This window comes from Psychroflexus planctonicus, from assembly GCF_014640195.1.
GTDB classification, from domain to species: Bacteria; Bacteroidota; Bacteroidia; order Flavobacteriales; family Flavobacteriaceae; genus Psychroflexus; species Psychroflexus planctonicus.
In genome coordinates this window covers 145,070-167,707 of record NZ_BMGM01000001.1, presented here as the reverse complement: position 1 = coordinate 167,707, position 22,638 = coordinate 145,070, and the positions used below count along the sequence as shown (strand labels likewise).

Here is a 22,638-nt window from a genome sequence, read left to right as displayed (position 1 = left end):
TTTATGGATTTTCAATAGCATATTCGGTGAGTTCTTCTCCAATTTCAATAAAAACCTGATAGGTAATTTCGTTAGAATTACCTGGTATATTTTCTAACAAGGTATAGTTCAGTTGAAGTGTTTGGTTTTTTTGTACATCGATGATTTCTTGTACTTGTGTGTATTTTTTGGGAGCCGAAAATTCATCAACAGTAATAAAATCATGAGCCACTTCTCCAATCAGTTCGTATTCTACTAAACTGTAGTCTGCACTTAAGTTACTGGAAACCAAAAACGGTGTCAAATCAGCTTGCAGATAAAGTTTTTGTGGAGGGATTTGAACATAAAAATCCTGAAAGTCATCAATTTTTAAGAAAATTCTGAGTGGCTTTCTACCTTCTTCATCTTTAGATAAAATGACTTGATAATCGTTGTCCTTGCTACCGCCACCATCTCTAGGAAAATGTAATCTGGCATTTCCATCTAAATCTGTTTCACCAAAGCTGATTAAATCGTTGTTATAATCCGGTGGTTGAAATTTAGGATTTATTCCTTGTACTACATCGGGTAAAAATAAACTTCTATAGTTGTCTGCAAACACATCTATATTTACATTAGCTAGTTCCGTATTGCTTTCATCTATTACGCTCACGTCTAAGGTTAAGCGTTCTTTTAAATTGTATAGTTTGGTGCAACTGCTGCATACTAAACAAACCAATACAACAACCAATGTCTTTTTCATGGGCTAAATTTAACCATAACAATTGTCTTAATGTAAACTTAACCGCCATTATTCACTAATATTAATAATTCTGTTGTTTTTGGCGGTTAACCTCCGAATAAAAGAAATCTTTATTTCGTGTTTTATTCGAGAGTCCTCGGTTCTGTAATTTAATTCAACTTCTTGAATTAAAACAGAGACGGGACCCGATTTAGAAAAACTCAAATTTGAGGCACGAAAATTCTAGTTTTTCTTAGTCGCTTCAAGACGTAGATACTTTTTGAATGAATTTACGGGTTAATATTAATTTTATAGATATGCTGTTGAGTTAAGCTGCAATAATTTATTTGTAAATGAAGATATTTTTTGAAGAAATTTACTGCTTAAAACGAAGCTAAACTGAATTAGACTAGTTATTTTTGAAAACAATTTTTAGATTACTATGAAACAATACCACGATTTAGTTCAGCATATTTTAGACCACGGAGTACAGAAAGGCGATCGCACGGGAACGGGAACCAAGTCGGTTTTTGGATACCAAATGCGGTTCGATTTAGCTCAAGGTTTTCCGATGGTTACCACCAAGAAAATTCACTTAAAATCCATTATATACGAATTGCTTTGGTTTTTGAAAGGCGATACCAACGTGAAGTATCTGCAAGAAAACGGCGTGCGTATTTGGAATGAATGGGCAGACCAAAACGGTGATTTAGGTCCGGTTTACGGCCACCAATGGCGAAATTGGAACAGCGAAGAAATCGATCAAATCAAGGAATTGATTCATACCTTGAAGCATAATCCCAATTCACGTAGAATGTTGGTTTCTGCTTGGAATCCAAGTGTGATGCCCGACACTTCAGTTTCATTTGAAGAAAATGTAAAAAATGGAAAAGCTGCCTTGCCGCCTTGCCATGCCTTTTTTCAATTTTATGTAGCTGACGGTAAACTGTCTTGCCAGTTGTATCAACGTAGTGCAGATGTGTTTTTGGGTGTCCCTTTTAATATTGCTTCTTATGCTTTATTCACTTTAATGGTAGCACAAGTTTGCGGTTTTCAGCCTGGCGAATTTATTCACACCTTTGGAGACGCTCATATTTACAATAATCATATGGAACAAGTGGAGCTTCAACTTTCGCGTGAGCCAAGATCGCTTCCCACGATGAAGCTAAATCCTGATATTAAAAATATTTTCGATTTTAATTTTGAAGATTTCACTTTAGAAAATTACGATCCACATCCGCACATTAAAGGAAAAGTCGCGATATAGTAATGACTTCAATTTTTGATGATTAGCCTTTCATAAAAACTTGTTTAAGCATATTTAAAAAGTTACTTTTGCACGAAATTAAAATAATTCAATGTCTACAACACAACAACTCGAAGATTTTGTTTCGCAAGTAAGGCGAGATATTCTAAGGCAAGTACATCAAGTAAATTCAGGTCACCCCGGAGGAAGTTTAGGTTGTGCAGAATTCTTTAGCGTTTTATACAAAGAAGTATTGCAAACCAAGAAAGATTTTCACATGGATGGGAAAGATGAAGACCTTTTCTTTTTATCCAACGGGCATATTTCCCCTGTATTTTATAGCGTTTTGGCTAGAACAGGTTATTTTCCTGTCGAAGAGCTAAATACATTCAGAAAAATAAATTCGCGTTTGCAAGGACACCCAACAACCCACGAAGGTTTACCGGGGATTAGAATTGCATCTGGTTCATTAGGTCAAGGTTTATCGGTTGCCATTGGTGCAGCGTCGACCAAAAAACTAAATAAAGATACGCATTTGGTGTACACTTTACACGGCGATGGCGAATTGCAAGAAGGACAAAATTGGGAAGCTATCATGTACGCCGGAGCAAAAGGAGTTGACAATTTAATAGCAACGGTAGATTACAACAAAAAACAAATCGATGGTTCTACTGAAGATGTTCTGCCACTAGGAAACTTAAAAGCTAAATTTGAAGCCTTTGGTTGGGACGTGTTGGAAGTTGAACAAGGAAATGATGTAGAAGCTATATTACAAGGTTTAGCTGAAGCCAAATCAAGATCTGGTAAACAAAAGCCAGTAGTTATTTTATTGCATACCGTTATGGGTAACGGCGTTGATTTTATGATGCACACGCACGCATGGCATGGAAAAGCACCAAACGACGAACAGTTAGTTACGGGATTATCGCAAAATCCAGAAACCCTTGGTGACTATTAAAAACTACTTCTTCAAATAAAAGTTATAACATGAAAGTTTACGAAAATACAGGAAATAAAGATACAAGAAGCGGTTTTGGCGTTGGATTAGCCGAGTTAGGCATGTCTAACCCCAACGTAGTTGCTTTGTGTGCAGATTTAACGGGTTCGTTAAAAATGGACGAATTTAAAGCTAACCACCCAGAACGCTTTTTTCAAATCGGCATTGCAGAAGCCAACATGATTGGAATTGCAGCAGGAATGACCATTGGCGGAAAAATCCCATTTACAGGAACCTTTGCTAACTTTTCTACAGGTCGCGTTTACGACCAAATTAGACAAAGTGTTGCTTATTCAGGTAAAAATGTGAAAATTTGCGCTTCTCACGCCGGAATTACTTTAGGCGAAGACGGAGCAACACACCAAATTTTAGAAGACATTGGTTTGATGAAGATGTTACCTGGAATGACGGTAATCAATACTTGCGATTTTAATCAAACCAAGGCGGCAACTTTAGCTATAGCAGAACATAATGGTCCAGTTTATCTGCGTTTTGGAAGACCAAAAGTGGCGAATTTTACTCCCGAAAATCAAACTTTTGAAATCGGGAAAGCCATACACTTACAAGATGGAACCGATGTTAGTATCATTGCAACCGGTCATTTGGTTTGGGAAGCTTTAGAAGCAGCCAAGACTTTAAATGAAGCTGGAATTTCTGCTGAAGTGATTAATATTCATACCATTAAACCTTTAGATGAAGAAGCGATTATTGCATCAGCTAAGAAAACAGGTGCGGTAGTAACTGCGGAAGAACACAATTTTTTAGGTGGTTTAGGCGAAAGTGTAGCGAGAACTTTAGCTATGCATCATCCTACTCCACAAGAGTTTGTGGCAACGCAAGATACTTTTGGAGAAAGCGGAACACCTGCACAACTCATGGAGAAGTATGGCTTAAGTGCAGCTTCAATTGTAGAAAAAGCCAAAAAAGTAGTAAAACGAAAAGCTTAAGGATTAGCTAAATGCATACAAGTATTTTGTAATTTGATTTAGTTTTGTTCGACGATATAAATAGAAAAATTAATTTTGTAAAAAATAATATTATGGCATTAGAGATAACAGATAAAGATTTTGAAGAAGTAGTACTAAAAAGTGATAAACCTGTATTGGTTGATTTTTGGGCTGCTTGGTGTGGACCTTGTAGAATGGTAGGACCAATTATTGATGAAATCAGCAAAGATTACGATGGTAAAGCTGTTGTTGGTAAGGTAGATGTAGATGCTAATCAAGAATTTGCTGCAAAATATGGAGTTAGAAACATTCCAACCGTATTGTTGTTTAAAAATGGTGAATTGGTAAATCGTCAAGTAGGCGTTGCACCAAAAGATACTTATACCGAAGCAATTGATGCTGCAATGTAATTGCAATTTACATTGGTTATAAAATGAAAAGCTCAAGTTTAACTTGGGTTTTTTTTTATCTATCTCAACTTATGTTGGAATTGGTACTATGCATTAGTTTTACTTTAGTTTCAATAAAAAGTAGGAATAAATTTCGTTGGGACTTGCACCACGCCATTTTTTGAAATAAATCATGATGTAAACCCATTGTAATTTCCAAAAACCAACTTTGTGGTACAATCGGGGAGAAGCTGTTATCCATTTTTGAATCACGGTAAATTGATTTCGTTTATACAATTCACCGATTAAAATATTGTCTTCATAAATTTGATAAGTTTCATCATAACCCCCAATTTCTTCAAATACATTTTTTTTGATGAATAAACTTTGATCGCCACCACGACAGGATTTGTGGTTAATTTTAGTAAACCAACTCATCAACAACAACCAAGGATGATTGCTTCTAAATTTCATACAAAAACATCCTGCTAAATTTTTCTTCTTGATTTCTTCAATAATATAGATGTCAAAATTTTCTGGTGGAGTAGAGTCGATGTGTAAGAAATATAGAACTTCCTGGGAAGCCAATTTTGCTCCCGCATTCATTTGCTTGGCTCTGCCTTTTTCAGATTGTACAAGTTTAATTCCTTCAATAGAAGCAGCGATTTCTAGCGTTTTATCTTTACTGCCGCCATCCACAACAATAATTTCTTCGATGTAATTCTGCTTACTAATTCGCTGTTTCAAAAGCGAAATTTGTTGCTGAATTAGTTCAGCTTCGTTGTAAACAGGAATTACAATACTAATCATGCTGTTTATTTGCCATTCAATTTCCAGCTATAATCTTTAAAGGAAATACTTGCATTATCTGAAATATGAACCGAGATGTATGGATTGATAAATTCGATTATACTTCCGGCTGCATTTTCAAAATCCGATGCGTACCATTTAAAAATTTTAGATAGTTGAAGTTGATTTTTTGTAATTTTATTTTCCTTTGAAAGGATAAATTCTTTGGTAGTTTCATCTAATTGCTTATCTAGATGTTTAGCTTCAAATGCTTCATTTTGCAGTTTTGGGCAACTTTCTGAAGCACAATTAATCGCAAAATGAACTCTGGGGTCGTTCATTTCAAGCAACATTCCTTTTTCAACATCATCTAAAGAAATCCGTTCACCATTAAACGGAATAAAATCGGTTGTAAACGGAATAAAATCGGTTGTAAACGGACTGCTAAATAATCCCCCGATATCTTTAATGCTTTCTACGGGATAGTTATCTAAAATTAACTTCAGTGTATACGCGTTGTAGGTATTGATGAGATAAGCCATTTTTTCATTTTTTGTCCAATTGGATTTGGGTGTATTATCGGACAATACATCTAGATAGCGGTCTAGTTTTTTTTCATCCTTTTTAAGTTGTTTATAGTTTACAAAACCAGATTCAGTTACATTTTGTTGAAGAATTTTAGTGAAGGATGAATGCTCAATTTGGGCATGTAAACTGCTTAGTCCTGCTATTAAAAATAGGCTTAAGAAGTTGATTAAGATAAATTTCAAATGCTGCATCATCATTTTTTTAAGGTAGTAGTAAGTTAAAACAACAACTTACAATACCTACGAAATTAGTGAAGATGTAGTTTACAATTGCTAATGTAAATGAAAAATTTTGACAAGTTTAGTTTGTAAGCATAACTTTGGTGATTCGACAACAATAGAAAAATAATACATGAAAATAGCTCAATTAATTGAAGAAGCTTTACAGCGAAGTTATTCGTATACTGAATATAAAGATTTAATTCACCTACTTTTTGCTGAGGGAAAAACTACTGGTTTAACCCAAAATGAAGCTTTTTTAGGTTATACCGAATTGGGAATTCGCCGGATGAAGCGTTGGGATAAAACCGCAAAAATTTCACTTGAGCATTTGGAGCACATCAAGAAAATTGGTACTGCTCAAACTTGGATTGTTATTACTGAAGCTTGGTGTGGCGATGCTGCTCACGCTTTACCCATCATTTCAAAATTAGCAGAAGCCAATCCCTTAATCGATTTCCGTATAGTTTTACGCGATGAAAATGAAGCCTTAATGGATACTTTTTTAACCGATGGAAAAAAGTCTATAGCTAAAATGATTGCTTATCAACCCAAAGAACAAGAAGTGTTGTTTACTTGGGGTCCACGTCCAAAAGGAGCAACCACTTTGTTTGAAGAAGCTAGAGCCCGAGATGGAAAAATTACAACAGAAGTAAAAGAAGCCTTGCAAATGTGGTTCAATAAAGACAAAGGAAAACAGATTGCTGAAGAAGTGGTTAGGTTGGCTAAAAATTAATCAGAAATTTCCTTTTTTGGCATTATTTGAATTTCAGCAATTAGAAGATAAAGATATGATTAAGCGTACTTAAGTATGCAAATGATATAGATATGTGTTACAATAAGAATTAAAAAAAAGCCTTACAACTCTGTAAGACTTTGATTTTAATTGTGGTACCACCTCGGTTCGCCCCGATAGCTATCGGGGCATGAACCCCTTGATTATGAATATTTTTAATTAGTCTTTTTCACTATAAAGTAAGAATAGTAAAATGTTTCAGCATAGTTGCAACAGCTAAAAAAAGAAAGCCTATCAATTTCTTGAAAGGCTTATCTATACTACTGTGGTCCCACATGGGCTCGAACCATGGACCCCCTGATTATGAGTCAGGTGCTCTAACCAGCTGAGCTATAGGACCAAATTTGTATGTAAAAATCAAGTTGCTGGAAAACTTGATTGTATTTTGTTAAGGTGGGCAAAAATAGAGATTAAAGCCATATCTACCAAAATTTTATTTTGGTTTTTCTTGACATAATTCTACTAACACGCCATTACTGGATTTGGGATGCAAAAAGGCAATCAATTTGTTGTCGGCTCCCGATTTGGGTGTGGAGTTGAGTAATTGAAATCCTTCGGAAGTTAATCGTTTGATTTCTGCTTCGATATCGTCTACGGCAAAGGCAATGTGGTGAATTCCTTCTCCGCGTTTGGCGATGAATTTAGCAATGGGACTATTTTCGTTGGTAGCTGAAAGCAATTCGATTTTGCTTTCTCCTGTTTTGAAAAACAAGGTAGTTACGCCTTCACTTTCTACTTGCTCTTCTTTGTATGGAGCGGTGTTCAACAAAGTCTGATAGGTTTTTGATGCAGCTTCCAGGTCTTTTACGGCAATGCCTAAATGTTCAATTTTGTTCATGGGTTTGTTTGAATTTCAAAGTTAGTGATTTTAGGAAAATTGGAATGTCACTAAGAAGTTCAATTTGAAATTCGAATGCCGCGTTAGGGATTGCAGAGAAAAGCCCACAAAGCCAAAGGCCTTACAAAATATATCAGGGAAAAGCGACCTTACCCGTAATATTCATTTAAAAAGCATTCTTGACTTGTTGCGACTAAGAAAAACTAGAATTTTCGTACCTCAAATTTGAGTTTTTCTAAATCGGGGTTAACCGCCAAAAAAGACAGAATTTTTAAAATCTATAAATAATGGCGGTTAAGAAGCTTTTGAATGGGTGTAATTTTGTTGGTCTTTGGCTGCGTACTTGGAACGGAAAGCCCGTATAAACGCCCAAATAGTATACGGAATTGCGTTAAAAACAGTTTGTATATTCTGGGACAAACTTTAAAATGAATACCTTACTTTTGCAGCATGGAAACGACAAGACAAAAGAAAATTGCTGGTATTATCCAGAAGGATTTAAGTGATATTATTTCGCGGACGTTGAGAGATGCGGGACGTGGAAATGTAATTGTTTCGGTAACGAAAGTGCGGGTAACTCCGGATTTGCTAATTGCCAAAGCCTATTTGAGTGTTTTTCCAGCGGAGCATGCTGTTGCTCTGATTAAGGAAATCAACGAAATGAAAAACAAATTGAAGCATCAAGTGGCTTTGAAAACCAAGAATCAGTTGCGCAGAATGCCTGAATTGACTTTTTATAACGACGATACTTTGGAGTACATCGAGCAGTTGGACAAGGCTGCCAAAGGGGAAAATAATCCGTTAACCGATCAAGATTTATTGAAGCCGAGAAAGAAAAAGTGAAGTTTTCTAGCTACATCGCTAAGCGGTATTTGTTTTCGAAAAGCGAGCGTAATGCTATTAATTGGATTACAGGAATCGCAGCTCTTGGGGTAATTGCGGGAGCGTTTTCCTTATTTGTAGTGATGTCTACTTTTGCAGGTTTGAAGGAATTTAGCTTGCAATTTTCTAACGAATTTGACCCTGACCTTAAAGTGACTCCCAAACTTGGGAAAACGCTTCAATTTTCTAATAAAGAAGAAGAGAAGCTGAAAGCCATTACGGGCGTGAGTTTATACAGCAAGTTTGTTGAAGAACGAAGCTTAGTGAAATTTAAAAACAACACCACCGCTGCTTTTATAAAAGGAGTTGATGCTAATTTTTTAGATGTAAGCCAGATGCAGCGTGCTGTAGATTTAGGCGATTGGTTTACTAAAGAATATCAAGTAGTTTTGGGAAACCAGATAGCGCGTACTTTAGGAACAGGCATAAACGATCCCACTGGCGTGATTACTTTTATGGTGCCAAAGCCAGGGAAAGGTCAGGTTTCTAGCTTGGATGGCGCTTTTAGAACCACCAACGCCATGGCAACGGGTTTTTATAGAATTAGTGAAGAGTTGGATGGCAAATACATGTTTGCAGACATCGATTTTACTAAAGATTACCTTGGTTTAGAAGAAGATGAATTTTCTGGAATTGAAATTAAATTAGCTCCCGACGCCAACTTGAGCGAAGTAAAAGAACAAGTGGCAGCGGTTTTTGATGAAGCCGTTTTTGTAAAAGATCGCGTTCAATTGAACGATCAACTTTACAAAATGCTGAATACAGAATATTTAGCGGTGTATTTTATTTTTACCTTAGTCATTATCGTTGCTCTTTTTAATGTGATTGGGTCGTTGATCATGGCTATTTTAGATAAGCGAAAAGACATAAAAACACTTTCTAATCTGGGAGCAACAAACGCTCAACTGAAAAATATTTTTTTTAAACAAGGCGTTTACATGACTTTAATTGGTGGTGGAATTGGATTAGTTTTAGCTTTGTTGTTGGTAGTTTGCCAAATGCAATTCGGTTGGTTTTTAATTACTCCGAGTTTACCATATCCCGTTAAAATTGAAATTTCCAACCTATTGATTGTTGGAGCAACCATTTCGGTTTTAGGAATTTTGGCTTCTTGGGTAGCTGCTCAACGAGTGGAGAAGGTTTTGATGTAGTAAATTTTGGTTTACCCTTATTGACTTTTACACTATACTTTTATTTCACACCTGTAAATGAAAGTATGTTTAATATATAATTCAATTTATAACATTCTTAAACCTTAAATACACTTTAATAATTAATTAGTAGCAAAGAAGTCTTGATTCTTATTTCTAACAGCGCAGCGGTCTTTCATCTCTTCTTAGACAATATTAATTTTAGTATTAAAATTTTAATAATGAAGACTTGTCACCAATAGTTAGTTACAATTTTTTTAAGTAATCTCCAAATACACCGGCTGAAAGTCATCAATCTTCACTTCCAATTGATCTCCTTTCTTTAAATTAATCATCTGTCCTAAAGCGCCAGACAAGACTAATTCTCCTTTTTGAAGTGGGGTGTTCATTTCAATCATTTTATTAGCTAGCCATTGCACTGCATTTAGTGGATTTCCCATACAAGCTGAACCTTTTCCTTGAGAAACCAATTCCTTGTTTTGGAACAATTGCATTTGGCATTGGGTGAAGTTGATTTCGCTAAGCGGAATAGCTTGCGAACCTATAATATAATGGCTTGCTGAAGCATTATCCGCCACTGTATCTGTAATTTGAATGTCCCAATTTTTGATTCTACTACCCACAATTTCGATAGCTACTACAGCATAATCAATATAATCTTGAAGCGCTTCGATATTAGTAATAGGTGAATCTATTTTTTGTTTTAAAACAAAACCCCATTCGGCTTCTGCTTTGGGTTGCATGAGTTGAGTAAATGGCAATCGGTTGTTTTGAATTTCCATCTTTGTTAACAAGGTCCCAAAATCAGGTTCGTTCACCCCCAATTGTTGTTGAACAGCTGTGGATGTCAAACCTATTTTTTTACCTGTAATCTGTTTTCCTAGGCTAATTTCTTTTTCAATTCCGATGGCTTGTACTTGGTAAGCTTCTTCAATGCTTCCTGATGGTAACACATCCCGAATAGGCAAACACGGAATTTTACTGTTTTTAGCGTGGTAAAGTATTTCGGCTACTTGCTCGATGTTGGTATTAGACATGCTTTATAGTTTAAAAAATGAAATCACGATATTCAATCATTTTGTAAATGTAAATGATTAAAAAACTCAGGCAAACCAAAAACTTCATAAAACTAGAAACCAGAAAACCCATAAATGAACCCCAAGCAGATTTCAATGCATTTTTTGTATTGCTTTTATTGAAAATAATTTCCGCCACAAATGCACCGACAAATGGACCAATGACAAATCCGAACGGCGGGAAAAAGATCAAACCTAAAATCAAACCTATTGTTGCTCCCCAAGCGCCATATTTGCTGCCACCATATTTTTTGGTACCCATGGCAGGTAAAAAATAATCTAAAACACTTATACCCACCGCTACACCAAAAGTGATGACCAATAAAAGTACATTTTCAGGAACACCTTCTATAAAATACAAAGAAAGCAAACCCAACCAAGACAAAGGTGGACCTGGAATTACAGGTAGAAAACTGCCAACTAAGCCTGCAACAAGGAGTACAATTCCTAAAATAATAAGGATAGTTGTTAGCATAAAATTGAATTAGATGTGTAAAGATAGCAGATGACAAGGATATAATAAAATACTTTTTGGAACATATTCTGAGTTTTATATTGATTTTTCAGAATTCCATTAACTTGATTCCTTAGTTTGAATTAATTTTTCCCGTAGAGGGAAAATACCTACAGGCAAAGGGTTTTTTTTTGAAATGAAATATACCTTTTTTATACCACTTTAAAAGTTTAGAAAGGTAGATTCGAGTTACTTTAGTTTTTCAAAAAGGAAACTTCAGTTGTACATTCACTTTTGCTTTTGAAGCACTGTCTTTTTCTGTATTCAAATTGGCAACACTAATGCCTAATAAACGAACGGATTCCCGAACTTCTTCTTGGTATAATAGATTTTTGGCTTCTTCTAACAGCAAACTTTTTGAAGAAATGTAATAAGCCAAAGTTTTGCTTCGGGTTTGTATGCTAAAGTCGCTGTATTTAATTTTTAGGGTGATTGTTTTTCCAGCGACATCTTTACTTTTTAATCTGCGTTCTACTTCGGCCGCAATTTGTTCTAAGCGTTCGAGCATAAAAATTTCAGAAGAAATGTTTTCAGAAAAAGTACGCTCAGCACCTAAAGATTTTCTAATTCGGTTGGGTTTTACTTCACTTAGGTGAATACCACGAACTACTTGGTAGTAATGCTTTCCACTTTTACCAAATTTATCTTCTAAATCTGCTAAGTTGTATTTTTTTAAATCGGCTCCCGTGAAAATTCCCATTTTGTACATTTTCTCTTGAGTTACTTTACCCACACCATGAAACTTACGCACATCTAAACCTTCTAAAAACGAAATCACTTCTTCTGGTGGAATGGTTTTTTGTCCGTTGGGTTTGTTAATGTCGCTCGCCACTTTAGCTATAAATTTATTGATGGAGATTCCTGCAGAAGCATTCAAGCCTGTTTTTTCCTTTATGCGTTTTCTAATTTCGGTGGCCAATTGCGTAGCACTCGGATTTCCTTTTTTGTTGTGCGTAACATCTAAGTAGGCTTCGTCTAAAGAAAGGGGTTCAACCAAATCGGTGTATTCAAAAAAGATGCTTCTAATTTGTTCAGAAATTTCTCGGTAGCGATCAAAATTACTTTTTACAAAAATGAGTTCGGGGCAAAGTCGTTTAGCAAGTTTTCCACTCATAGCACTTTTTACTCCAAATTTTCGCGCTTCGTAACTGGCGGCTGCCACCACTCCGCGATCTGAACTTCCACCAACAACTATAGCTTTTCCGCGTAAACTTGGATTATCTAATTGTTCTACAGAAGCATAAAATGCATCCATATCTACATGAATAATTTTTCGAAGGTAATCGCGGAAGTCCATGCTTCAAAAATACGGCTTTTTGAAGTGAGTTGGTTTTGCAAATTTTTATTTCGCCACTAATGCACGAATGTTTATTAGTGCATTAGTGGCGAACAAATTCTTCATGCCAAAAAAACAACTTGTTTTAAATCTCTTGAATCACAACTTCAATTCAATCAAACTGGAGCTAAGCAAAATAAAATCCGTAATTTTGAGCAACACAAAAAAAGTACTTATGAAAGTAGGCGTAATTGGCGCAGGAACGATGGGTAGCGGAATTGCTCAAATAGCAGCCGCCGCAAATTGCCAGGTTTATCTTTTTGATAAACAAACCAAAGCACTCGAAAATTCAAAGCAAAAACTCGATAAAATATTAAATCGTTTAATCGAAAAGAATAGAATTACAGCAGAAGAAAAACAACGCATTCAATCGAATTTAAGTTATACCGAGCAACTTTCCGATTTAACCGAATGCAATTTAGTAATTGAAGCCATTGTTGAAAATTTAGATATTAAAAAAAGTGTATTTAAAGAATTAGAAACTTTAGTGGCTAACGAAACAATTTTGGCAAGCAACACGTCTTCGCTTTCTATTGCTTCCATCGCTTCAGCATTGCAAAATCCGAATAGATGCATCGGAATGCATTTTTTTAACCCGGCTCCGTTGATGAAGTTGGTCGAAGTAATTCCAGCGGTACAAACTAGCGATGAAGTTACTCAAAAAGTCATTTCCATTTTAAATGATTGGAAAAAGTCGCCCGCCTTAGCGAAAGATACCCCCGGATTTATTGTTAATCGTGTTGCACGCCCTTTTTATGGTGAAGCACTTCGCATTTATGAAGAAGGTATAGCAAGTTTTGCAACCATTGATTGGACGATGAAGCACTTTGGGAAATTTAGAATGGGTCCGTTTGAATTGATGGATTTTATAGGGAACGATGTAAATTATACCGTAACCGAAACGGTTTTTGAAGCATTTTATTACGACCCACGCTATAAACCATCTTTTACACAAAAACGTTTTGCTGAAGCCGGTTATTTAGGCAGAAAATCAGGTAGAGGATATTATGACTATGCTGAAAATGCGCAAAACCCAAAACCCAATACTGACGAAAAATTAGGAAAGCAAATTTTCGAACGTGTTTTAGTCATGTTAATCAATGAAGCCGCAGACGCACTTTTCATGCAAGTGGCTTCAGCAAAAGATATTGATTTAGCCATGAAAGGCGGTGTAAATTATCCCAAAGGTTTGTTAGCTTGGGCAAACGAAAAAGGCATAGATTGGTGTGTAAACCAAATGGATGATTTATACGACACCTATCGAGAAGATCGCTATCGCTGTAGTCCAATGTTGAGAAAGATGGCAAAACAAAAAGAAACTTTTTTCAATTAGTTATAATGGAGTTGACTATAGCTGAAAAACTAAAAATCCCGCATACAATGCTTTCCCAAGATGCCTTTTCGCAATGGTTGGGAATTGAAATTGTGGATGTAAAATTGGGTTACTGTAAGCTCAAAATGAAAGTGAGAAAAGAAATGCTGAATTCCATGAACAAGGCGCATGGTGGTATTTCGTATGCTTTGGCAGATACCGCTTTTGGTTTTGCTGCCAACACACATGGTAAATATGCCGTTTCAATTGAAACATCTATCAATCACATTGAAGCATTAGCAGAAGGAGATGAATTAATAGCTGAATCTTCGGTAGAAATTACCAAAAATAAATTGGGCTTTCATACGGTAGAAATAAAATGCAACAACCAAATGGTCGCTTTGTTTAAAGGTGTGGTTTATCGCACATCAAAAGATTGGGAGATAAAATAAGGTTAGCCTAAAAATAATAATTCCTAATCTTATTCTATAATTCCAAATTGTTCTAAAAGTTTAGCCTTATTTAATTTGGTTTTCCAAGCTTTTGCTAGAGTTTCAAAGCTTAGTGTAGGTCTAGATTCAGGGCTTAGTTCTTCTAATATAAGACCTTTGCTGCTCATTCTGCTTTTAGGTTTCATAATTAGTTGATTTTGTGGTAAATATAAGCTTAAAATCCATTTTAAAAGTTAAATTAAACTTATGGAAAAGAGAATTGTAGGTTAATAATCTGAAAGCTAAAAAGGCTTGAACTAAGCTTATTGTATTCAGTATTTAAATTTTATAAACTGATTATTAAAATAAAACACAAACTAACTAAAACATCTCAAGTTTTCAATTTACTTTTGAATTTACAAGTAAAATTTATGTACGTCCATTTTTTTAAACCTGCTTTTGATTTTTTGGTTGCATTTTTGGCATTGATTTTACTTTTTCCCTTATTGTTTTTAGTTGTCATAATTCTAATTTATATCCACAGTGGAAATCCAATTTTTACTCAGAAGAGAATTGGTCAAAATGCTAAAGTATTTACCATTTATAAGTTTAAAACCATTACCCAAAGCGGAATTACAACATTTTTTCTTCAAAAACTTCGAAATTACAAAATTGACGAGCTTCCACAATTGCTGAACATCTTAAAGTTTGAAATGAGTTTAGTTGGACCGCGACCCGATATTCCAGGTTATTACGACCAGCTTCCACATCAATACAAACCCATTTTAGATTTAAAACCAGGTATAACGGGTTATGCTTCCTTAGCATTTGCAAATGAAGAAGCACTATTAAAAAAGCAAACCAACCCATTGAAATATAATGATGAAGTTATTTTTCCTGAAAAGTTAAAATTAAATTTACAGTATAGAGAGAAGATTTCCTTTGCTGTAGATTTACAAATCATCTTTAAAACTTTACTTTTACCATTCCAATAATACATTTTATGTCAGAACTTTCACGCATTTGGTTATCGTCTCCACACATGGGTGGTCAGGAACAGGATTTTGTCAATCAAGCTTTTGATTCTAATTGGGTTGCACCTTTAGGTCCAAATGTAAACGGTTTTGAAGAAGACTTAGAACGCTATATAAAAGAAGACAAAAAAGCAGCTTGTTTAGTAAGTGGTACGGCAGCCTTGCATTTGGGATTAATCCAACTTGGAGTTGGTTATGCAGACGAAGTATTGTGCCAAAGTTTTACGTTTTCAGCATCTGCAAATCCAATTATTTATCAAGGAGCAACACCCATTTTTATTGATAGTGAAAAATCTACATGGAATATTTGTCCAGATGCTTTAGAAGAAGCAATAAAAGATAGAATAAAGAAAGGGAAAAAACCCAAAGCCATTATTGCAGTTCATTTATATGGTATGCCTTATTTGGTAGATGAAGTTCATCAAGTAGCCAATAAATATGAAATTCCTGTTTTAGAAGATGCAGCCGAAGCGCTCGGTTCTCATTACAAAGGGAGAAATTGTGGAAGTTTTGGAGAGTTTGCAGCACTATCCTTCAATGGTAATAAAATAATCACTACTTCTGGTGGTGGTGCTTTGGTTTGTCCCAGCTCAGATGCCAAGGCAAAAACAGTGTTTTTAGCAACACAAGCTAGAGATGAAGCACCACATTACCAACATAGTCACATTGGCTACAATTACCGCATGAGCAATATTGTAGCCGGAATTGGTCGTGGACAAATGCTAGTTTTAGACCAACATGTAGATTTAAGAAGGAAAATGCATGCCTTTTATGTTGAAGCTTTTAAAAATATTGTTGGTGTTGAAGTGCTTTCAGCTCCAACGGAAGATTTTTATGCTAACCACTGGCTTTCTGCCATTACTGTTGATCCTGAAAAAACAAAAGGATTTACCTGTGAAGATTTGCGTGCAGCTTTTTTAGAAGAAAACATAGAAAGCAGACCACTTTGGAAACCTATGCATTTGCAACCTATATTTCAGCAACATCCGTATTACGGAGACCAAGTTTGCGAAAAGCTGTTTAAAGATGGACTGTGCCTGCCTTCAGGAAGTAATTTAACAGACAGTGACCGCAACCGAATCTTAAAAGTGATTACTAACTGTTTTTCAAATTAGAACTATTTATGATGGATGTTTTTGAACTAATTGAACATAGAAGATCGGTATTTCCAGTACAATACAACCAAAAGCCGATAAGTAAATCTACATTATTGAAGGTTTTAAAATCAGCAAATTGGGCGCCTACTCACCGTAAAACAGAACCATGGCGGTTTAAAATAGTACAAGGTGAAAGTAAATTGAAACTAGGTGATTTTGTATTGAAACAAATGCAAATTGAAAACCCTGATTTATCCGATTTCAAAAAGAGAAAAACACTACAAAAATTTGAAGCATCGGCTGCAATTTTAGCTATTTGTATGCAACGCGATCCTAAAGAAAGTCTTCCTGAATGGGAAGAAATTGCTGCAACAGCTATGGCGGTTCAAAATATTTGGTTGTCTTGTACAGCAGAAAAAATTGGTGCGTATTGGAGTTCACCTAAAGTTATAAGTCAGTTTCATAAGTTTTTCAATTTTGATGAAGGTGAAAAATGCCTAGGCTTATTTTTTATGGGATATTACGATGGTGAAATGCCCAAAGGAGAACGCAAGTCTACAATTGAAGAAAAATTAGAATGGTTAAATTAATCAATTAAAAGTAAAGAATGTTGGAAAGCAAATGTTCAAAGCTGAAAAATTAGCTGTTATTACTCAAATGACTTTATCAATTCACTAAACAACTTCACCAATTTAGGTTCAGCTTGATTGGCGATGGCAATAATTTCTTCAACGTTTACAGCTTGTAAATTGTCTGGGTCACATTCATCTGTGAGTACCGAAATGGCTGAAACAGGTAATTTTAAATGATTTGCTACAATAATTTCAGGAACCGTACTCATGCCAACAGCATCGGCGCCGATAATTCCCAAATAGCGATATTCTGCACGCGTTTCGAGCTGAGGTCCAACTACCGATGCATAAATGCCCTCGTGCAAAGTGATGTTATTTTCTTTGGCTATTGCTTTGAATTTGGCATTCATTTCAGCATCATAAGGAGCAGACATATCTACAAATCGCTCACCAAATTGCGAAACTCCTTTAAAAGCTAATGGCGAACCACCTTGCAGATTGATGTGGTCATCAATCAACATCAAATCTCCTTTTTTGTATGTCTTGTTAATAGCACCAGCCGCATTGGAAACCAATAATTTTTGAATGCCTAATTCCTTCATAATGCGAACTGGAAAAGTAACATCTTGCAGTGAATAGCCTTCATAAAAGTGAAAACGTCCTTGCATGACCACCACTTTTTTGCCACCTAATTCGCCATAAATAAATTTTCCTTGGTGAAACTCCACCGTAGCAGTTGGAAAATGTGGAATGTGATTGTAGCTAATTTCCTTTTCAATATCAATTTGCTCTACTAATTTACCTAAACCTGTTCCTAAAATAATCCCGATTTCAGGTTGGTCAAAGCCTTTTTCTTTTAAATATTCAGTAGTAATAGCTAAATCTTCTTTCATAATTTATAGTAGTTTTCTGCGTACTTGTTTTGGAATAAATTGATGCAATTCGCTGTGTTTCATTAAGTCTTCAAGCGTATCAATATCATTTTTTATCGGAAGCAAAGTAACTGATTTTCTTTGTAAAACTTCTAAAGTTTCTTTTAAAACCATTTTTGTACTCCAAGCTTTATTCAGGAAAGCTTCAGGATGTAATTTTTTCATTCCCATTAAATAATAACCGCCATCTTCGGCTGGCCCAAAAACTAAATCGGTTTTTTCTAATTGCAAAAAAGCTTCATTTATATCTGAAGTTTCCAAACTGAATAAATCGCTTCCTACAATGCAAATTTTAGTATAGCCTTTAGCAAATCCCCACTCAAAAGCCGCTTGCATTTTTTCACCTAAATGACCTTTAATTTGAACTTGCTTTTGAAAGTCTTCATCTGGCCAAGCATCCTTGAGTTGAATTTTTTCAGTATAAAACACAACCGCATCGGCTCTAACTTGTTGCACGCATTGTGAGGTATGTTGAATCAGTTTTTTGTAGATTTCCAAAGCATTTTTATTTCCAATGGAAGCTGCTAAACGTGTTTTGCATTTGCCTAATTCGGGATTTCTTGTAAAAATAATGACTAGTTTTTCATTCATATACCTTTTGTCCTTTTGTTATGAATTTTCCCCAAAACGAATCGTAAGGATGGATGCGGTTGGTTTTTACATTGTTCGAATCATATATAGGTTGGCCTTGATTAAACCAATCAAACAAACCACCATATAAATTATAAACATTGGTAAAACCTGCATTTTGAAGCTGCTCGCCAATTTGTTCAGATCGAACTCCGATGGAGCAGTACACAATCAAAGTTTCATCTTTTTTGAATTGCTTCTTTACCCTTTCAATATCAAAATTTTTGTATCCCACATGAAAAGCGTCTTTCAAATGACTCACCTGATATTCTTCAACTAAACGCGTATCCACTAAACTATAATTTTTGTTGTTTTTTTGAAGTTGAACAAGTTGTTGGGTTGAAATGTATTCTACTGAATGCTCATTGTACTTTTCAATGGCTTCATCAATGTTTTTCTGACTGAATGAGTTTAAACTGAAACACAAACCAAATACAAAAAGCCATATTGTAATTGATGTTTTATAAAATTGAATGAATGGAAAATGAAAGCTGTTTTGTTTCAATTGAAACAAGTATGATAAATTAAGCAAATTAATGCTTAGCGTACTTTGCGCTCCACTCAGCGGTCTTTGTGTGAAATAATTCATCGCCATAATTTAATAGCTACTTTTATATTAATCTCATCACCTAAAAAGAACCCAACTGTATAACTTGCGTGCTTTTGTGGTATTTTACAATTTGTGAATTTCAACTATTTTTACACCACATTTCCCTGACAAGAACTCCCTGCACCAGCGGTACATCCATAACAATGTTGTGAAACGCAGATTTCCCTGTTTTGTAATTCGGCTTCATTATAGTTGCTAATATGTTGCACTTTACTATCCACTTTCATCTCTAACATTTGATTAAAGTCGCAGTCGTACAACCAGCCATCCCAACTGATGGAAAGCGTATTTCTACACATTACATTTTTTACTGCAGCAGGATTGTATGCGTCTACTAAATTATACATGTAATCTTCATAATTTTCAGAAGCGATTAAATAGTCTAAAAAACGTGAAATCGGCAAATTGGTAATAGCAAACAAATTGTGAAAGTGAATGTTAAAATCGGCTTTCAGCGCTTTTTTAAAATCGGCTTCCAAGGCTGCTTGATTGGTAGGTAAAAACGCACCAGAAGGATTGTAAACCAAATCCAGTTTTAAGTTACTATCCTGCATTCCGTAACCAATGGCATTCAGGTCTTGTAAAGCTTTAATGGATTTATCAAAAACGCCATCGCCACGTTGTTTGTCGGTTTTTCCTTTCGTCCAATGTGGCATAGAACTTACCACATGCACTTTGTGTTTTTTGAAAAACTCAGGTAAATCGTAGTACTTTTTATTCGCTCTGATAATGGTTAAGTTAGAACGAACAATAAAATCCTTGATGCCTATTTTAGCTGCTTCTTCAACAAACCATCTAAAATTCGGATTCATTTCTGGAGCGCCACCGGTTAAATCTAAAGTATGAGCTTTGGTTTGCTGAATCACTTTTAAGCACTCTTCCATGGTTTCTTTGGTCATGATTTCCTTTCGGTCTGGACCCGCGTCTACATGGCAATGCTCACAAACTTGATTACACATATAGCCTAAGTTAATCTGTAAAATCTCTAATGGGTTTGGTTTCAACGGAAGGTCTTCAGTTTGTTTCAATTTATCCTTAAATGTAGGTAAATCTTCTTCGTTGAAAATTCCGTTAGATAGAAACTTCAATTGTTCTTCGGCTTTAGCCATTCGTTTTTTTCGTGCTAAAAGCGATTTAGTAGCCATAGGCTTCCTTTTTAGAGTTTGTACTTTATATTAATGACTCAGCTTGTTGTATTTTTTCATCATTTGGGTAGCGTGTACTAAGTTGGCACCCGCTTCAATAGCAGCTCCGGCATGTACTGCTTCCATCATTTCTTCTTTGGTGATGCCGCGTTGCAAACCATCTTGTGTGTAAGCATCAATACAATAAGGACATTTTACAACATGTGCAACAGCTAATGCAATTAAGGATTTTTCGCGTTCGGATAAAGCTCCTTTTTCAAATACTTTGCCGTAATAATCGAAGAATTTTTCTCCTAATTCTTCGCTCCATTCGCTAATTTTTGGAAAGTTTCTTAAGTCTTTTGAATCGTAATATGAATCTGCCATAATTTTCTAAATTTAAAAAACACCAATATAAGCGCCAAATTTTAATGCAGGCGAAAAAGTAAGTGACTTTAATATTATTTTAAGTTGTAGTAGGATATACGCAAAAAAACCTTACATCAGTTTAGTAAAATTTTAATTTCTTCCTGGTCTTATGATAAATGCAGATTCAAAAACTTCACTAATTTGAAGCATGGCACGGTCAGCTTCTAAACGCGTTCTAAAGTTACCAATCCAAACTTTGTAGTTTGGTGTTTCGTATTTTATAGTTGAAGAAATTTCAAATTCATCATCAAATTCTTTTTTTACATCTTCTGCATCATTTAAATTCCCCGAATACAATTGTATTTTATAGAATTCTTTTAGCTTATCACTGTTGGTAAGTTCCTTTTTTATTTTGATGAGTTCTCTTAATTGTTGGTCTTGATTTGTATTTTGAACATCTTGAGCATTAGCGAACAAACTAATTGTTAGTAACAATAAAAAAAATGAATTTTGGAATGATGGCATTTTAATAAAATTTACCACAAAGTTAAGCTAATGATATCGAACCGAACAAAGTTATTATTTAGAAAAATTATAAATTAGACTTTAACAAATATGGCAACTGTGAAAACGTTGTAAAAAGCTTATTTTTGTAACCAATTTTGTGGACAATACATGTGTAATAATAAAGTGTCCTTAATTCAATTATTAACATTTGCAATATGAAAAAGGTGTTATTTCGCCCTTCGCAATTGAAGTTATTTCTATTCATTTTTACTTTAATGTTCTCTGTTTCAATATTTGCACAAGATGCAGAAGAATCAGATACGTCTGAAAGTGAAGTAGAAGAAGTTGTTCCTGGAGCTGATCCTGCTCAGGGAAAAGAGTTGTTTAACTCGCTTTGTGCTGCTTGTCATAAACCTTACAAAAAGGCGGTTGGTCCAGCATTGCATGGAGTTTTAGATAAATATGATGGCGACTTTGAGTGGCTTTACAAATGGATTAAAAATAACAGAGAGCTAATTGATGCTGGAGAGTCTAGAGCCGTAGCTATTTATGAAGAGTACAATAAATCAGCGATGCCTGCATTTCCGCAGTTGTCTAATGAAGACATTGATAATATACTAGCTTACGTTGAACAGCCAAAGCCTGAGCCAAAAGCTAAAGTGGCAGGAGGTGAAGGAGGTGGAGACGGCCAGCAAGCAGGTGGAGGATTGTCAACAGAAATTGTGCTCGGCATCCTAGCCTTTGTGTTGTTAATGTTAGTTGTTATTCTTTATTTGGTGAATAAAACATTACGCAGATTTGCTGAAGCGAATGGCGTTGCTATTTACACATCAAGTCGTGAAAAGCGCAAGCCGATATGGGTTGCTTTTGCTGAAAATCAATTCTTGGTTTTTGTGCTTGCTGTTTTTGTGCTTCTTGGAGTGGCTTACGGTGGTTATGGCTACTTAATGCAAGTGGGAGTTGATCAAGGTTACGAACCCTTGCAACCTATTCATTATTCACACAAAATACATGCTGGAGAAAATGAAATTGAATGTAAATATTGTCATTCATCTGCAAGAGTTTCAAAACATTCTGGAATTCCTTCTTTAAATGTATGTATGAATTGCCACAAGCAAATTGCAGAAGTTTCAGAAGAAACTGGAAACGATGAATATTCAAAAGAATTTTACGATAAGGAAATTCAGAAATTATACGATGCTACAGGTTGGGATCCATCTACTCAATCATATACAGGTGAAACCAAGCCTGTGAAATGGGTGCGAATACATAACTTACCTGATTTTGCTTACTTTAATCACGCTCAACACGTAAGCGTTGGTCAGATAGAATGCCAAACTTGTCACGGTCCAGTGGAAGAAATGGAAATCATGTATCAACATTCTTCTTTAACCATGGGTTGGTGTATTAACTGTCACCGAGAGACCAATGTAAAGACAGAAGACAATGACTACTATAAGAAAATACACGATCAGTTGAAAGAAAAGTATGGTGTTGATAAATTTACAGCAGCTGATATGGGTGGATTGGAATGTGGAAAATGCCACTACTAA

The 22,638-nt window shown here is 35.3% G+C and carries 27 protein-coding genes and 1 tRNA gene; 13 read left to right on the top strand and 15 right to left on the bottom strand.

Going from position 1 to position 22,638, the window contains the following annotated elements; translation table 11 throughout:
• Position 1 precedes the first annotated feature (1 nt).
• Positions 2 to 721 (bottom strand): hypothetical protein, encoded by a 720-nt coding sequence (locus tag IEV72_RS00825; RefSeq protein ID WP_188457177.1) that lies wholly within the window; start codon positions 719 to 721, stop codon positions 2 to 4.
• A 421-nt stretch (positions 722 to 1,142) separates the two neighbouring features.
• Here IEV72_RS00825 and IEV72_RS00820 point away from each other — a divergent pair, with 421 nt between their 5' ends.
• From IEV72_RS00820 to trxA, 4 genes are all read left to right on the top strand, one after another.
• Positions 1,143 to 1,967: a thymidylate synthase gene (locus IEV72_RS00820; RefSeq protein ID WP_188457176.1), complete on the top strand. Its 825-nt coding sequence runs from the start codon at positions 1,143 to 1,145 to the stop codon at positions 1,965 to 1,967.
• Positions 1,968 to 2,058: 91 nt separating this feature from the next.
• On the top strand, positions 2,059 to 2,904 hold the full coding sequence (locus IEV72_RS00815) for a transketolase (RefSeq protein WP_188457175.1): 846 nt from the start codon (positions 2,059 to 2,061) through the stop codon (positions 2,902 to 2,904).
• 29 nt (positions 2,905 to 2,933) lie between these two features.
• The gene (locus IEV72_RS00810; protein WP_188457174.1) at positions 2,934 to 3,890 is read left to right on the top strand and encodes a transketolase family protein; all 957 of its coding nucleotides are present in this window, start codon (positions 2,934 to 2,936) and stop codon (positions 3,888 to 3,890) included.
• A gap of 92 nt (positions 3,891 to 3,982) precedes the next feature.
• Complete coding sequence (trxA, locus tag IEV72_RS00805; RefSeq protein WP_188457173.1) at positions 3,983 to 4,300, top strand: thioredoxin; 318 nt, start codon at positions 3,983 to 3,985, stop codon at positions 4,298 to 4,300.
• 99 nt (positions 4,301 to 4,399) lie between these two features.
• Here trxA and IEV72_RS00800 read toward each other — a convergent pair whose 3' ends face one another.
• The gene (locus IEV72_RS00800) at positions 4,400 to 5,089 is read right to left on the bottom strand and encodes a TIGR04283 family arsenosugar biosynthesis glycosyltransferase (protein ID WP_188457172.1); all 690 of its coding nucleotides are present in this window, start codon (positions 5,087 to 5,089) and stop codon (positions 4,400 to 4,402) included.
• A gap of 5 nt (positions 5,090 to 5,094) precedes the next feature.
• A complete protein-coding gene (locus IEV72_RS00795) occupies positions 5,095 to 5,847 on the bottom strand; it encodes a DUF547 domain-containing protein (protein WP_188457171.1) in 753 nt (250 codons plus the stop codon).
• Positions 5,848 to 6,007: 160 nt separating this feature from the next.
• Between IEV72_RS00795 and IEV72_RS00790 the strand changes: the two genes are divergently transcribed.
• Positions 6,008 to 6,610, top strand: coding sequence for a thioredoxin family protein (locus IEV72_RS00790; protein ID WP_188457170.1), 603 nt, complete (start codon positions 6,008 to 6,010; stop codon positions 6,608 to 6,610).
• Between the two features lie 326 nt (positions 6,611 to 6,936).
• Here the strand turns inward: IEV72_RS00790 and IEV72_RS00785 are convergent.
• Positions 6,937 to 7,010, bottom strand: a tRNA-Ile gene (locus tag IEV72_RS00785).
• Positions 7,011 to 7,103: 93 nt separating this feature from the next.
• Positions 7,104 to 7,508 carry a methylmalonyl-CoA epimerase gene (gene mce, locus IEV72_RS00780; RefSeq protein WP_188457169.1) on the bottom strand — a complete coding sequence of 135 codons (405 nt, stop codon included), beginning with the start codon at positions 7,506 to 7,508 and terminating at the stop codon, positions 7,104 to 7,106.
• A gap of 450 nt (positions 7,509 to 7,958) precedes the next feature.
• Between mce and rbfA the strand changes: the two genes are divergently transcribed.
• Entirely contained in the window at positions 7,959 to 8,351 is a 393-nt protein-coding gene (gene rbfA / locus IEV72_RS00775) for a 30S ribosome-binding factor RbfA (protein WP_188457168.1), read from the top strand.
• The gene (locus tag IEV72_RS00770) at positions 8,348 to 9,541 is read left to right on the top strand and encodes an ABC transporter permease (protein ID WP_188457167.1); all 1,194 of its coding nucleotides are present in this window, start codon (positions 8,348 to 8,350) and stop codon (positions 9,539 to 9,541) included. Before rbfA ends, IEV72_RS00770 begins: the two co-directional genes overlap by 4 nt.
• A 257-nt stretch (positions 9,542 to 9,798) precedes the next feature.
• On the opposite strand, the gene IEV72_RS00765 is transcribed toward IEV72_RS00770, so the two are convergent.
• From IEV72_RS00765 to dinB, 3 genes are all read right to left on the bottom strand, one after another.
• Positions 9,799 to 10,578, bottom strand: a complete 780-nt coding sequence (locus IEV72_RS00765; protein ID WP_188457166.1) for a 2-keto-4-pentenoate hydratase — start codon at positions 10,576 to 10,578, stop codon at positions 9,799 to 9,801.
• 10 nt (positions 10,579 to 10,588) lie between these two features.
• Positions 10,589 to 11,092 carry a DUF456 domain-containing protein gene (locus IEV72_RS00760; protein WP_188457165.1) on the bottom strand — a complete coding sequence of 168 codons (504 nt, stop codon included), beginning with the start codon at positions 11,090 to 11,092 and terminating at the stop codon, positions 10,589 to 10,591.
• Between the two features lie 241 nt (positions 11,093 to 11,333).
• Positions 11,334 to 12,428 (bottom strand): DNA polymerase IV, encoded by a 1,095-nt coding sequence (dinB, locus tag IEV72_RS00755; protein ID WP_188457164.1) that lies wholly within the window; start codon positions 12,426 to 12,428, stop codon positions 11,334 to 11,336.
• A gap of 214 nt (positions 12,429 to 12,642) precedes the next feature.
• Here dinB and IEV72_RS00750 point away from each other — a divergent pair, with 214 nt between their 5' ends.
• Both IEV72_RS00750 and IEV72_RS00745 read left to right on the top strand, forming a co-directional pair.
• Complete coding sequence (locus IEV72_RS00750) at positions 12,643 to 13,800, top strand: 3-hydroxyacyl-CoA dehydrogenase NAD-binding domain-containing protein (RefSeq protein ID WP_188457163.1); 1,158 nt, start codon at positions 12,643 to 12,645, stop codon at positions 13,798 to 13,800.
• A 5-nt stretch (positions 13,801 to 13,805) separates the two neighbouring features.
• Complete coding sequence (locus IEV72_RS00745; RefSeq protein ID WP_188457162.1) at positions 13,806 to 14,231, top strand: PaaI family thioesterase; 426 nt, start codon at positions 13,806 to 13,808, stop codon at positions 14,229 to 14,231.
• A 29-nt stretch (positions 14,232 to 14,260) separates the two neighbouring features.
• Here the strand turns inward: IEV72_RS00745 and IEV72_RS00740 are convergent, their stop codons facing one another.
• Positions 14,261 to 14,416 (bottom strand): hypothetical protein, encoded by a 156-nt coding sequence (locus IEV72_RS00740; protein ID WP_188457161.1) that lies wholly within the window; start codon positions 14,414 to 14,416, stop codon positions 14,261 to 14,263.
• Positions 14,417 to 14,641: 225 nt separating this feature from the next.
• Here IEV72_RS00740 and IEV72_RS00735 point away from each other — a divergent pair, with 225 nt between their 5' ends.
• The 3 genes from IEV72_RS00735 to IEV72_RS00725 are packed head-to-tail and all read left to right on the top strand — an operon-like array spanning position 14,642 to position 16,931.
• Positions 14,642 to 15,205 (top strand): sugar transferase, encoded by a 564-nt coding sequence (locus IEV72_RS00735; protein ID WP_188457160.1) that lies wholly within the window; start codon positions 14,642 to 14,644, stop codon positions 15,203 to 15,205.
• An 8-nt stretch (positions 15,206 to 15,213) separates the two neighbouring features.
• A complete protein-coding gene (locus IEV72_RS00730; protein ID WP_188457159.1) occupies positions 15,214 to 16,359 on the top strand; it encodes a DegT/DnrJ/EryC1/StrS family aminotransferase in 1,146 nt (381 codons plus the stop codon).
• An 8-nt stretch (positions 16,360 to 16,367) separates the two neighbouring features.
• On the top strand, positions 16,368 to 16,931 hold the full coding sequence (locus IEV72_RS00725) for a nitroreductase family protein (RefSeq protein WP_308420147.1): 564 nt from the start codon (positions 16,368 to 16,370) through the stop codon (positions 16,929 to 16,931).
• Between the two features lie 59 nt (positions 16,932 to 16,990).
• Here IEV72_RS00725 and IEV72_RS00720 read toward each other — a convergent pair whose 3' ends face one another.
• The 6 genes from IEV72_RS00720 to IEV72_RS00695 all read right to left on the bottom strand — a co-directional run bounded on the left by IEV72_RS00720 (position 16,991) and on the right by IEV72_RS00695 (position 21,103).
• Positions 16,991 to 17,806: a purine-nucleoside phosphorylase gene (locus tag IEV72_RS00720; protein WP_188457158.1), complete on the bottom strand. Its 816-nt coding sequence runs from the start codon at positions 17,804 to 17,806 to the stop codon at positions 16,991 to 16,993.
• A 3-nt stretch (positions 17,807 to 17,809) separates the two neighbouring features.
• Positions 17,810 to 18,436 carry a TIGR04282 family arsenosugar biosynthesis glycosyltransferase gene (locus IEV72_RS00715; protein WP_188457157.1) on the bottom strand — a complete coding sequence of 209 codons (627 nt, stop codon included), beginning with the start codon at positions 18,434 to 18,436 and terminating at the stop codon, positions 17,810 to 17,812.
• Entirely contained in the window at positions 18,429 to 19,064 is a 636-nt protein-coding gene (locus IEV72_RS00710) for a rhodanese-like domain-containing protein (protein ID WP_188457156.1), read from the bottom strand. The genes IEV72_RS00715 and IEV72_RS00710 overlap by 8 nt, the downstream gene beginning before the upstream one ends.
• Positions 19,065 to 19,174: 110 nt before the next feature.
• Positions 19,175 to 20,230, bottom strand: coding sequence for an arsenosugar biosynthesis radical SAM (seleno)protein ArsS (gene arsS, locus IEV72_RS00705; protein WP_188457155.1), 1,056 nt, complete (start codon positions 20,228 to 20,230; stop codon positions 19,175 to 19,177).
• Between the two features lie 30 nt (positions 20,231 to 20,260).
• The gene (locus IEV72_RS00700) at positions 20,261 to 20,596 is read right to left on the bottom strand and encodes an arsenosugar biosynthesis-associated peroxidase-like protein (protein WP_188404975.1); all 336 of its coding nucleotides are present in this window, start codon (positions 20,594 to 20,596) and stop codon (positions 20,261 to 20,263) included.
• 132 nt (positions 20,597 to 20,728) lie between these two features.
• A complete protein-coding gene (locus tag IEV72_RS00695) occupies positions 20,729 to 21,103 on the bottom strand; it encodes an SPOR domain-containing protein (protein WP_188457154.1) in 375 nt (124 codons plus the stop codon).
• A gap of 197 nt (positions 21,104 to 21,300) precedes the next feature.
• Here IEV72_RS00695 and IEV72_RS00690 point away from each other — a divergent pair, with 197 nt between their 5' ends.
• The gene (locus IEV72_RS00690; protein ID WP_188457153.1) at positions 21,301 to 22,638 is read left to right on the top strand and encodes a c-type cytochrome; all 1,338 of its coding nucleotides are present in this window, start codon (positions 21,301 to 21,303) and stop codon (positions 22,636 to 22,638) included.